The organism is Haloarcula sp. K1, assembly GCF_001647155.1.
GTDB classification, from domain to species: Archaea; Halobacteriota; Halobacteria; order Halobacteriales; family Haloarculaceae; genus Haloarcula; species Haloarcula hispanica.
In genome coordinates this window covers 1-11450 of record NZ_LRHL01000011.1, presented here as the reverse complement: position 1 = coordinate 11450, position 11450 = coordinate 1, and the positions used below count along the sequence as shown (strand labels likewise).

Here is an 11450-nt window from a genome sequence, read left to right as displayed (position 1 = left end):
CCAGACCCGAGAAGGCAGGGTATGCGCGCAGGTGTCATCGTCGCTGGCGGCCGGTCGACGCGGTTCGGCGACAGCGACAAGGCCGTCGCTGACCTCGCGGGGACACCGATGGTCCGCCGCGTCGCCGACCGCCTCGGCGAAACCGTCGACGAACTCGTCGTGAACTGCCGCGAGGACCAGGTCGAGGCCATCGACGCGGCGCTGTCGGGCCACACCCTCGACCCGACGTTCGCGCTCGACGAGGACCCCGATCAGGGGCCGATGGCGGGCATCGCAACCGGTTTGGGGGCCGTCGATAGCGAGTACGCCGCCGTGGTGGCCTGTGATATGCCTTTCGTCGATCCCGCGTTCCTCGACTATCTGTTCGAGCGGGCAGCGTCCCACGAGGCCGCGGTGCCGCGCCCGGACGAGTGGTTCCAGACGACACAGGCGGTGTACCACGCCGAGGCAATGCAGGCGGCCTGCCAGCGAGCGCTGGAACGCGGCGAGCACAAAATCGTCGAACCGTTGTTCGACCTTGAGTACGTTGTCGTTGAGCGCGAAGACGTACTCGCACACACCTCACTGGATACGTTCAAGAACCTCAACACCCGTGAGGAGTTCGAGGCCGCGGCCGAGCGGTTCTGAACGAGCGGGGCCGGTGTCGCCTCGCTCTCAGACGACTGCCACCAGCGGGTCGTCGCTCCGCATCTCAGCAAGGACGACACGCGACACGTCGGCTTGGTCGTGAATCGCCTCGGCAACGGCCCGCGCGCTTGTTTCGAGTCCCGCGTCATCGACCATGTTGAGCAGCGGAACCGCGGTCGCGTTGGCTGGCACGTCTTTCAGCCCGCCCTGCTCGTGGGCGAGGACCGCAGCGACGTCTTGCGGTCGAATCTCGTCACCGCGAGCGAGCCCGGTAATCGCGGTAACTTCGTCGACCCGGTGGACGATGTCGTCGGTCAAGGGTTCGCCGACGACGTGGGCGCTGGCAATCGGGACGACGGTCGAGGCCGACGTGGGGAGCTGTGGCTCGCGGTCGCTCGGCGCTTTGAACTCTCGCATCCGTGCGCCGTCGGCTTTCACCAGAATCGGATGGTCGATATCAGCCAGGTCGGCGACGGTTTCCGGGTCGTAGCCGCGGTAGCGGTCCGGCCGCTCCTGTGTCGGGACGACGCCCAGCGGCCACGCAGACGCCTCGTCAATGGCTGTCCGTGGGGTCTCCGTCACGACAACGTTCTCGACCCAGCCGTCGAATATCGGAATCCGGACCGTCGCTGTGACAACCGTGCGGTCCAGTCGGCCGGCGAGCGTTGCCATCGTCGTCTTCTTCCCCCCAGCGCCGACGAAACAGGTCGTTCCCCGCCGCGCGTCCAGCGCATCGACGATGTTCATACGCAGTGCACGGCAGTCGCCGAATTAATCGTTACCCTGGTGCGCGCGACAACGGAACCGGACCAGTCACGCCATTTAAGAGGTTGTGCTGTGAACAGTTAGCAAGGAAATGCTCGAAGACGACTTCGGTCGCGAGGTCTCCGGTGTCCGCGTCTCCCTGACCGACCGGTGTAACTTCGACTGCGTCTACTGCCACAATGAGGGGCTGGGCGACACACGGGGCCCGATGGAGGCACAGGACGACGAACTCACTGCCGACACCATCGTGGCCTTCCTCGAAGTCGCCGCCGAGTTCGGCGTCGACTCGGTGAAGTTCACGGGCGGGGAGCCGATGCTCCGGGAGGACTTAGAGGAAATCGTCCGGCGCGCCCCCGACGAGATGGAGGTGTCGATGACGACCAACGGCACCTTCCTCCCCGGCCGCGCCCCGGACCTCGTCGACGCGGGCCTTGAGCGGGTCAACGTCTCGCAGGACGCGCTCGACAGCGAGGCCTTCGCCGAGCTGACACAGAGCGGGGCCTACGACCGCGTCCTCGAAGGCGTCGAAGCGGCGCTGGACGCCGGCCTCGCGCCGGTGAAGCTCAACATGGTCGTGTTCGAGCCGACCGCGGGCTACGTCCCGAAGATGGTCGACCACGTCGCCGAGAACCCCGGGCTCCAGCTCCAGCTCATCGAGTACATGCCGGAACTGGCCGGCCACCCGGAGTGGGCCATCGACATCGACCGCGTCCACGACTGGCTCGAAGACCGCGCGGACACGGTTGAACACCGGGAGATGCACGACCGCAAGCGCTACTGGATACACAGCACCGAGGCGGCGGTCGAAGGGAGCGGCGCGACCACCTCGCTGGCCGCGTCCGACGGCGGCGTTCAGACGGAACCGGTCAACAACCAGAACAGCGGCATGGTCGAAATCGTCGACCCCGTCGGCAACGAGAACTTCTGTGCGAACTGCCACCGCGTCCGGCTCACCCACGATGGCTATCTCAAGGGCTGTCTGAACCGCAACGACGACCTGCGGGACATCGGCACGACAAAGGAGTCGATGCGCGCCGCGTTCCGCGAGACGGTCGACACCCGCGTCCCCTACTACGGCGAGTACATGGTCGAGACCGAGGACGGCGAGTGGGAGATAAACGACGAGTACATCGACACCGACGGGGACCGTGCGCCCTACGAGTACTCGGAGTAGCGGTCGCCGCGGGCAAACGCTCTTACTGTTCCATCGTGAAAACCGGCCAGGATGAGTCTCCCGCTCCGCGACCGAACCGCGATTTCACTGTCGTGGAACGAACTCACCGGCGCTGTCGGGGACTCCGCGACGGTGCTCCCGGTCGTCGTGGCCGTCGCCGTGCTGACGGAGCTCTCGCTCCCGGTCATGCTCGTCTGGTTCGGCGTTTTTCAGGTCGTCTGGGGGCTGTACTACGGCGTTCCCATCTCTATCGAGCCGATGAAGGCTTTCGCCGCGCTGGTCATCGCCGGGACCATCTCCACCGGCGAGCTCGTCGTCGCAGGGCTCCTGTTGGCCGGCATCCTGCTCGCGCTCGGAACCACGCGGTCACTCGAAACGGTCAATCAGTACGTCGACGACACCGTCGTTCGTGGGGTACAACTCGGCGTCGCGCTGGTCCTGCTGGAGACGGGCGTTGACCTCGGGCTCAGCGATCCGAGACTCGTGGCCGTCGCCGTCGGCCTTGTGGCCCTCTTCGCACTTCTGGGCTACAGTGGGCAGAGCGCCTTCGCCGTCTTCGTCCTCGGCGTCGTTCTCGCCCTCGCGGAGACCGGCGTACCGACGCCGGCCGTCCCCGCTGTCGACGCCATGTTCATGCTTCCACGCATGACACTGTCGGTGCAGACGGCAGAGGCCGTTCTCGCCCAGATTGCGGTCACGGTCGGCAACGCCGCCATCGCCACGTCAGTCCTGCTTGCGGACTACTTCGACCGGGACGTGTCCGCGGACCAACTCTCGAACAGCATGGGACTGATGAATCTGGTCGCGGTCCCGTTCGGCGCGTTCCCGATGTGTCACGGGAGCGGCGGCGTCGCCGGAAAGTACGCCTTCGGTGCCAGAACGCCCGGCGCGAACCTGCTACTCGGCGCGGGCTACGTCTTGACTGCGTTCCTCGCCGTCGGCGTCATCGCGGCCTACCCGACGGCGCTGCTCGGGGTCATTCTGGTACTGATCGCGCTCCAACTGGGCTGGACCGGCGTTTCCAAAACGGACGACCTGGCGGTCGTCGCGGCAATCGGTGTCCTCGGCGTGCTCGTCAACCTCGGCCTCGCGTTCGTCGTCGGCGTCCTCGTCCAGCAACTGCGCGCCCAGTTGTGACTCAGCGGCTGGCCCCCACACGCTTGTAGCAGGAGCCCGAAGCGTCGACTGATAGATGCGCCCCGCAACGGAACTCGAAAACCTGCTCGGAGAGGCGGAGTCACTCACCATCGTCTGTCACAACAACCCCGACCCCGACTGTCTGGCTAGCGCGCTCGCGCTCGGCCGTATCGCGGCCGCCGTCGGCATCGACGAGCGACGCATCCTCTACAGCGGCGAGATCTCACACCAGCAGAACCGCTCGTTCGTCAATCTGCTGGAGATGGACATCCAGGAGTTCGATGCAGCCGACGTGACCGACCGGGAATCCTCGGAACTGCTCGCCTTCGTCGACCACTCGATTCCGGGGGCGAACAACCGGGTCCCCGAAGACGTCTCGGTCGACATCGTTATCGACCACCATCCCGCCGAGGATATCAGCGCCCGGTTCGTCGATCACCGGGTAGAAATCGGGGCGACGGCGACGATACTGACCGAGTACCTGCGGGACCTCGACATCGAACTCGACGACCGCTTGGCGACGGCGCTACTGTTTGCCATTCGACGCGAGACGCTGGGCTTCCTGCGCGGCGTGACGACAGACGAGCACGGGGCGGCCGGCTTCCTGACAGCGGCGGCTGATTCGGACCTGTTGCGCCAGCTTTCCTCGCCATCAGTCAGTGGTGCGACCGTCGACGCCATCGCGGACGCAATCGAGAACCGGACGGTCAAAGGCTCGGTGTTAATCTCGCACGTCGGCCGGACACAGGAGCGGGACGCACTACCGCAGGCGGCCGACTACCTGGCGACGCTCGAGGGCGTCGAGACGGCCATCGTCTTCGGCATTGTCGAGGACACCATCCAGCTCAGCGCCCGGTCAACGGACTCCCGTATCAATATCGGTGACGTTCTGGACGCATCGCTGGGCGATGTCGGGAGCGCGGGTGGTCACAGAGAGATGGCCGGCGGCGAGGTCCCGCTTGGCATTTTCGCCGACTACACGAGCGACGACGCCGTGCTCGTCGACATCGTCGAGCAAGTGATTTCGGCGCGGCTGTTTGCCGGACTGAACCTCTCTGAAAAGGACTGAGACGCCGTTCAGGACAGGCGGAACGTTTCCAGGTTCTTCGGGTTGTGCGTCCGCATATTGAACTTCTGGTACAGCGCCGAGGACAGCTGGTTCGTCGTGGACGCGTCGCCGTGGACACAGAGGATTTTCTCCGGTCGCGGGTGCATCGTCTCGACGAACGACTCCAGCCCCTGTCGGTCGGCGTGGCCGGAGAAGCCATCGACCGTCTCCACGTTGAGCCTGAGGCTCACCCGTTCGGCGCGTGGCCCGCTCGTATCGCCCAAGGTAATCTCGTTCTGGCCGCGCTGGATCTGGCGACCGAGCGTTCCCTCGGCCTGATAGCCGACAAAGGCCATCGTGCTGTCCGGGTCGCTGCCCAGCAGTCGGAGCCAGGACATAACGGGGCCACCAGTGACCATCCCGGAGGTGGTCAGAATGATGGCCGGCTCGTCGTCGGCGATGTCCTGCCGCATCTCGTCGCCGCCGTCGACTTGCTCGAACTGCTCGGCGAGGAACGGGTTCTCGTCCTCGTACAGGATGCGCTGGCGGAGGTCGTCCCGGAGGTACTCCGGATACGCGGTGTGGATGGCCGTTGCCTCTCGAATCATCCCATCGAGATACACCGGCATCGTCGGGATGTCGCCCTTTCGCATCGCCTCTTCGAGGACGAGCATGAGTTCCTGGGACCGACCCACGGCGAACGCCGGAATCAGGATTTTGCCGTCGTTCTCGTAGGCCTCGTTGATGACATCTCTGAGGACCCGTTCGGAGTCGGACTGGTCGGTCTGGTAGTCGTTTTTCCCGCCGTAGGTCGACTCCAGCACGAGCGTCTCCACCCGCGGGAAGTCGTTGACAGCGCCGTCGAGCAGCCGAGTGTCCTTGTAGTGAATGTCACCGGAGAAGGCGACGTTGTACCGTCCCTCGCCGATGTGGAAGTGACACACCGCCGAGCCGAGGATGTGACCGGCGTTGTGCATCGTGAGTTTGATATCGGGCGCGATGTCGGTGACGTTGCCGAACTCCAGAGGAATCGTGTGTTTCAGCGCGTCACGGACTTGCTGGCTCTCGTATGGTGGCGTCCGCCCTTCCTTCGAAGCCACGTCGAGGTAGTCCAGCTGGAGCAGGCCCATCAGGTCTCGTGTCGGCGCTGTCGTGTAAATCGGGCCGTCGTAGCCGTATTTGAACAGGATCGGAATGAGCGCGGAGTGGTCCAGGTGGGCGTGTGTCAGGACGACGGCATCGAGGGAGTTCGGCCCCGCCGCGAGCGCTTCGGGTGCCTGAAGGTACGGGACCTCGCCCTCAGCACCGGGCTTGTCGCCGCAGTCGATGAGGATGCGGGACTCGGGCGTCGAGAGGATGAACGCGGCGCGCCCGACCTCACGACAGCAGCCCAGCGTCGTGAGTCGAACCCAGTCCTCGTCGCTCGTAGTGGGGCGGTTGATCTGTCGACCGACGCGCTGGAGGATGTCCCGTCGTTCCTCGCGTTCCTGCTTGAGGTAGTTCCGGACGTTCGAGACGGTCGAGGACTCCATCGGCGGCGTCCGGACGACTTCGGGAGTCCAGCCGACGGAGGCGGAAATATCGTCCAGCGTCGCCCCGTGGCGGCCGATGACGCGGCCGGGCTTTTCGGCCTCGATGAACACTTCGCCGGTCTGGCGGTCGAAATCCAGGTTCTGGACGCCGGCGTCCTCGGGAATCGTCTGCGTGATCCGAGCCCGCGCTTCGTTCGGCGGCACGAGGGCTTCCTGCGTGGGGCGAACGTTGATTCGTTTGCGAAGCGTCTGTGCGAGGTTTCTGACGATCCCGTCGCGGTTGGCGACCGTCTGCGCATCCGGCGTGTAAATAACCAGCTCCGGCCCCTCGAACGCGACGGAATCGATTTCGATGTCGTCCGGTGTCTCTTCTTCGACCTGTGCTTTGATTCGATCAAGTGTCTCGTCTGCGGAACTCATAAGTTTGGAGATGGAGGCCCGATAGCCGTCGGTAAAACCACGGCTCTCGACTGCCGTTATCTAGCGGGAGTGCAAGCACGGTAAAGAACCTTTGCTTGTCTCGGTATGTCATCGTGTGGTCGTGTCTCGGCAGGAACCGGCGAATTTTAGTGTGGGACTGCGAGTTGTAGTTGTATGGGCTTTGGTAGCTACGATGAATCCGAACAGAAGGACAACGACGTAGACGCAGACGACAGCGAGGGCGTTGCAGTCCACGAGAACGACCACGACGGGTCGGTCTCCTTCGAGACGGAGGCGACCACGAGCGACCTCGTCGACAAACTCGGCGACATGAAAGACGAGGACGAGGAGTAACGCCGCCGCCATTCCCGACTGCGCTTACTGGCCGACTTTTTCCGCGAGTTCACCGCGCTCGTCCAGCTGTTCGAGGATGTCGCTGCCGCCGATGAACTCCCCGTCGACGAACGTTTGGGGGATAGTCTCGCGGTCGCTGTGGCGCTCTAGGGCCTCCCGATAGGCGTCGGTCGCCTTGAGCACGTCCACTGTCTCGATGTCGTCGCGGTGCTGTTGCAGTAGTGCGAGGGCCTTCTTCGAGTAGCCACACTGTGGCATCAGCTCGTTGCCTTTCATGAACAGCACGACCTCGTTGTCCTCGATGACGCTGTCTACCTGGTCCGTGACTTCTTCGGGCGAGAGTTCTTCGGGCTCGAATGCCATACCCTCACTAACGCCGTCGGCAATAAAGGCGTACCGACGGGACAAACGAGGTTGTACCGACGGGTCGAGCGGAACCGCACCGCCGGGATACGACTACTCGGCTTCCTCGGGCGTCAGTGTCGTCAGCTCGATAGCGTGAATGTCGCGGGTGAGATGGTCCCCGAGCGCGTCGTGGACGAGCTGGTGCTGGTCGACTAGTGATTCTCCCTCGAACGCCGGGGACACCACGCGTACGGCGTAGTGTTTGTCGTCGTCGGGGTCCCGCGGTGTGGTGACCGTCGCCTGTGCCTCCGGCAGTTCCGTTTCGATGAGTTCGGCGACTGCATCCTCGTCCATACGCGCTCTGAAGAGAGCGGCAGGCAAAACAGTTGGCGTCACAGTCACGCCGCGGTCACTAACTGAGTGACAGTTGCCGGCTGATACCGACTCCGAGGGCGGCCAGTCCCAGAAGTGCGAGCGCGACCCCGCCGAACCGGACTGCCGAGAACGAGGCCACAAGCCAAACCGTCCAGAGCGCGACCACCAAGGCAAGCCCGCCGGCCACGATCAACAATCAGTCTGACGAATCGCTCCACGTCCGTACCTGTGGTGATCGGCTGTAAATTCCCGCCGGCTGAACCATAGGTGTTTGTGCCTCGGGTACGTAGCTCGAATATGAGCGACGCTACGCTCGTCTACGACGACGACTGCGGCTTCTGTACGTGGTGGGCGGACTTCATCGACGAGCGGTCCGACCTCGAAATCGTCGGGTTCTCCGACCTCGACGATGACCTGCTGGAGCGACTCCCGGACGACTACGAGTCCTGCTCGCATCTGGTGACCGAGGAGGAGGTGTACTCCTGTGGGGAGTCCATCGAGACAGCGCTCACCTACACTGACATAGGCAAGCCGGCGCGGCCGCTGGTCTCCTTCTTCCGGCAGTTCGAAGACTACGAGCGGTTCCGCGAGCGGGCCTATCGACAGGTCGCCGATAACCGTTCGAAGTGGGGGAAGGTCATGTCGAAGACGCCGCCAGCGCGCAGGGACGGCACGAACTGACGACCTCGGACCCTGGCGTGTTGCAAATTGCCCTCGCTGACCGGGCTGGCGTAGCGCAGAACCGACACCGGAACCGCGTGGTCGCGACAACGAACACCAGGAGGTAACTGACCGCCAGCGCCCGGTGAACAGCATCCGGACGAGCCAGTACCCTCTGGCTCCCACGGCAGCACACTCCGGATGTGGCCCAGACACAGACTGACCGTACGGGCGACGGCTGTGTCAACCGCATTCAGCCGTTATCTGCCTGTTCAGGCCATCAGTTGCTGGTGGGTCGGCTTCATACAGCGGTCCTGGACGACGCGGCGGCCGGCCGCTTCGGCACGTTCGACGGCCTCGTCGTCGTGGATGCCGAGCTGGAGCCAGATGACGGCGTCGTCGTCCCGTTCCAGGGCCGCGTCAACGATGTCGCTGACCTCGTCGCTTGGCCTGAACACGTCGATGATGTCTATCTCGCCGGGAATCTCTGACAGCGAGTCGTAGGCCTTCTGTCCGAATATCTCGTCTGCGAAGGGATTGACCGGAATCACCTCGTACCCCTGTTCGCGGAGGTACTTCGGGATCTCGTGAGCGTCCTTGCCGGGGCTGGTCGAACACCCGACGACGGCGACGCGGTCCAGTTCGAGGATCTCTCGGAGTTCGTCGTCCGAAGTAACAGGCATACACGGATGTTAGCCGGGCAGCAACAAAAGCGATTGCCTGCGGGACTTACTCCGTGGGCTCGTCGGCCCCTGTCGGTTCCTGCAGGTATGTCTGGCCCCACGCTGCCATTTCGGTGATTACGGACTCAAGTGACTCCCCGTGTTCGGTGAGCGAGTAATTGACGCGAAACGGTTGTTCGTTGATTACTTCCCGGTCGACGAGCCCTTTCTCCTGTAGGTCTTCGAGGCTGTCAGAGAGCACTTTGGAAGAAATCCCGTCGACGTTCTCTTTGAGTTCGTTAAATCCTGACGGGCCGTTATCAAGCAGTCGGTGGATGATGACGGGGTGCCACTTCTTCCCGATGAGGGACGCCGTCGTGGTTATCGGACACCACTCTTCGCCAGCACACCAGACGGAGAGCTTCTCCGGTGAATCGCTCATATCTTGTCGGGATTTCGGCCGCGGCCGGCTAATAACTACCCCTGTGCAGGTAGCCGGACGCTACTGTTCGTGGGCTATAGTAACAATTGAAACATGTACACACCTGATCGCACTGCTGTCGTGCGATCAGGTGTGTATTGATTTTCAATGGCTACTATAGCTTGGGAGACACAGTGGACCCTCGCACAGCGTGTGCCTGCCCAAAATCATGGCGAGCGGCAGCTTCCCAGCCATGAGAGAGTAATTATATTTTTCTCCGGTTATTCAGTGTATTCTTGTATGGTTGCAGTCACCGTGTGGAACGAAAACCGGCACGAACGGGCGACAGGCCCGGCCAATGCGATGTACCCCGACGGGATCCACACGACGTTGGCTGAGATGCTTACTTCCTACGGCCACACCGTCCAGACAGCGACACTCGATGACCCTGCCAACGGACTAACCGAGAAGATACTCGCCGAAACTGACGTTTTATTGTGGTGGGGCGATGTCGCACACGATGCTGTCAGCGATGCGACTGCGAGCCGCGTCGAGCAGGCTGTCCGTGAGGGAATGGGGTTCATCCCGCTACACTCCAGTCACGAATCGAAGCCGTTCGAGGCACTCATGGGAACGACTGGCACCCTGCGCTGGCGCGAGGAGGGCGAGCGCGAGCACGTCTGGGTCGTCGAATCGAGCCACCCAATTACCGACGGGCTTCCCGAGGAGTTCGAACTCGAACGTGCCGAGATCTACGGAAAGGGGTTCGACCTGCCGATACCGGACACCCTGGTGACCGTAAGTTGGTGTGGCGACGGCACAGTGTTTCCCAGCGGGTGTTGTTACTACCGTGATGCAGGACGGATATTCTACTTCCAACCCGGCCACGAGACGTTTCCAGTGTATCACCGGCCGGTCGTTCAGAAGCTCCTGCACAACGCTGTTACCTGGGCCGCGCCGGATGAGACCGACCACCGCTGCGCTGGACAGTCCTGACAGTCGGGACAACCGTTGTGCTGTCTGTTAGCTCTCGGTTGCCCCTCCTTCTGTTTGATTGGCCGACCAGAAAGGACAGACTGTCTCTGTAAATAGGTGATTAGGAGGCGTCTTTCGGAACGGTAGGTGCTGTTTTACCTCGGGAGGGTGACCGAAGGCGACTGCAAACTTAGGGGGCTGGGTCACGACCGTGAGCCAGCATGCGAGGACAACAGCGGAGCCGTAGACCGATTCCAAAGGGTTTGTATCTAATGACTTCGGAGAGTGGCCTATGACAGAGAACGTGGTCGTACTCGGTGCGGGGTACGCTGGTGNNGAGACGGATTACCACCTGGTCTTGCACGAGTCCCACCGCTGCATTCGGGACCCGAGCGTCCAGGAGAACATCACTATTCCCGTCCACGAGATCAAACAGCCCTCGACCTCGTTCGTTCAGGACGAAGTCGTCGGCATCGACACCGACGCCCAGGAAGTGGCCCTCGCCGATTCCGACACTGTCGAGTACGACTACCTGCTCGTGGGGCTGGGATCGCAGACCGCATTCTTCGGCATCGAGGGCCTCAAAGAGCACGCGCTGACGCTCAAGAGCCTCGACGACGCGCTCGACATCCACGACAACATCCAGCAGGCCGCTCGTGACGCNNCACAACGCGCCCATCGACATCCACCTCGTCGAAGGGCTCGACCAGGTCCTGCCCAACAGCGACCCGGAACTGCAGGGTGCCCTGCGTAAGCGTCTGGAAGCCGCCGACGTGAACATCAAGTGCGGGGAGTTCATCGGCGAAGTCGACGAGGAGACAGTGTACATCGGCGACGAGGACGAACTGGATTACGACGTACTGGTCTGGACGGGCGGCATCACCGGCCGCGATTGTATGCAAGACGTCGATCTGGACAAAGACGAGCGCAACCACCGCGTCCACGCGGAAGGGAA

General features: G+C 63.0%; 14 protein-coding genes and 1 pseudogene. 9 read left to right on the top strand and 6 right to left on the bottom strand.

Annotated elements, in window-relative coordinates; genetic code table 11:
* Window positions 1–21: 21 nt before the first annotated feature.
* Window positions 22–627, top strand: a complete 606-nt coding sequence (locus AV929_RS04415) for a molybdenum cofactor guanylyltransferase (RefSeq protein WP_064287564.1) — start codon at window positions 22–24, stop codon at window positions 625–627.
* 27 nt (window positions 628–654) lie between these two features.
* On the opposite strand, the gene yqeC is transcribed toward AV929_RS04415, so the two are convergent.
* The gene (yqeC, locus tag AV929_RS04410; protein WP_064287563.1) at window positions 655–1374 is read right to left on the bottom strand and encodes a selenium cofactor biosynthesis protein YqeC; all 720 of its coding nucleotides are present in this window, start codon (window positions 1372–1374) and stop codon (window positions 655–657) included.
* A gap of 109 nt (window positions 1375–1483) precedes the next feature.
* On the opposite strand from yqeC, the gene moaA reads away from it, so the two are divergent.
* From moaA to AV929_RS04395, 3 genes are read left to right on the top strand one after another with little or no spacing between them, the layout of a single operon-like run.
* The gene (gene moaA, locus AV929_RS04405) at window positions 1484–2566 is read left to right on the top strand and encodes a GTP 3',8-cyclase MoaA (protein WP_064287562.1); all 1083 of its coding nucleotides are present in this window, start codon (window positions 1484–1486) and stop codon (window positions 2564–2566) included.
* A 51-nt stretch (window positions 2567–2617) separates the two neighbouring features.
* The gene (locus AV929_RS04400; RefSeq protein ID WP_064287561.1) at window positions 2618–3703 is read left to right on the top strand and encodes a putative sulfate/molybdate transporter; all 1086 of its coding nucleotides are present in this window, start codon (window positions 2618–2620) and stop codon (window positions 3701–3703) included.
* Window positions 3704–3758: 55 nt separating this feature from the next.
* A complete protein-coding gene (locus AV929_RS04395) occupies window positions 3759–4772 on the top strand; it encodes a bifunctional oligoribonuclease/PAP phosphatase NrnA (RefSeq protein ID WP_014040683.1) in 1014 nt (337 codons plus the stop codon).
* A gap of 8 nt (window positions 4773–4780) precedes the next feature.
* Here the strand turns inward: AV929_RS04395 and AV929_RS04390 are convergent, their stop codons facing one another.
* Window positions 4781–6703, bottom strand: a complete 1923-nt coding sequence (locus AV929_RS04390) for a beta-CASP ribonuclease aCPSF1 (protein WP_064287560.1) — start codon at window positions 6701–6703, stop codon at window positions 4781–4783.
* Window positions 6704–6877: 174 nt separating this feature from the next.
* Between AV929_RS04390 and AV929_RS04385 the strand changes: the two genes are divergently transcribed.
* Complete coding sequence (locus tag AV929_RS04385) at window positions 6878–7057, top strand: DUF5786 family protein (RefSeq protein ID WP_004516241.1); 180 nt, start codon at window positions 6878–6880, stop codon at window positions 7055–7057.
* A 24-nt stretch (window positions 7058–7081) separates the two neighbouring features.
* On the opposite strand, the gene AV929_RS04380 is transcribed toward AV929_RS04385, so the two are convergent.
* Window positions 7082–7420, bottom strand: a complete 339-nt coding sequence (locus AV929_RS04380) for a glutaredoxin (protein ID WP_008313275.1) — start codon at window positions 7418–7420, stop codon at window positions 7082–7084.
* A gap of 93 nt (window positions 7421–7513) precedes the next feature.
* Entirely contained in the window at window positions 7514–7756 is a 243-nt protein-coding gene (locus AV929_RS04375; protein WP_014040681.1) for a BolA/IbaG family iron-sulfur metabolism protein, read from the bottom strand.
* A 73-nt stretch (window positions 7757–7829) separates the two neighbouring features.
* Here AV929_RS04375 and AV929_RS21735 point away from each other — a divergent pair, with 73 nt between their 5' ends.
* Together AV929_RS21735 and AV929_RS04370 are read left to right on the top strand one after the other, a co-directional pair.
* Window positions 7830–7982, top strand: a complete 153-nt coding sequence (locus AV929_RS21735; RefSeq protein ID WP_155120723.1) for a hypothetical protein — start codon at window positions 7830–7832, stop codon at window positions 7980–7982.
* 92 nt (window positions 7983–8074) lie between these two features.
* Window positions 8075–8458 (top strand): DUF393 domain-containing protein, encoded by a 384-nt coding sequence (locus AV929_RS04370; RefSeq protein ID WP_050007246.1) that lies wholly within the window; start codon window positions 8075–8077, stop codon window positions 8456–8458.
* A 251-nt stretch (window positions 8459–8709) separates the two neighbouring features.
* On the opposite strand, the gene AV929_RS04365 is transcribed toward AV929_RS04370, so the two are convergent.
* Together AV929_RS04365 and AV929_RS04360 are read right to left on the bottom strand one after the other, a co-directional pair.
* On the bottom strand, window positions 8710–9120 hold the full coding sequence (locus AV929_RS04365) for a CoA-binding protein (RefSeq protein ID WP_014040679.1): 411 nt from the start codon (window positions 9118–9120) through the stop codon (window positions 8710–8712).
* 46 nt (window positions 9121–9166) lie between these two features.
* The gene (locus AV929_RS04360) at window positions 9167–9541 is read right to left on the bottom strand and encodes a helix-turn-helix domain-containing protein (protein ID WP_014040678.1); all 375 of its coding nucleotides are present in this window, start codon (window positions 9539–9541) and stop codon (window positions 9167–9169) included.
* A 279-nt stretch (window positions 9542–9820) separates the two neighbouring features.
* Here AV929_RS04360 and AV929_RS04355 point away from each other — a divergent pair, with 279 nt between their 5' ends.
* A complete protein-coding gene (locus tag AV929_RS04355; RefSeq protein WP_014040677.1) occupies window positions 9821–10516 on the top strand; it encodes a ThuA domain-containing protein in 696 nt (231 codons plus the stop codon).
* Window positions 10517–10787: 271 nt separating this feature from the next.
* Window positions 10788–11450: pseudogene (locus AV929_RS04350) on the top strand (NAD(P)/FAD-dependent oxidoreductase); the annotation flags it as partial.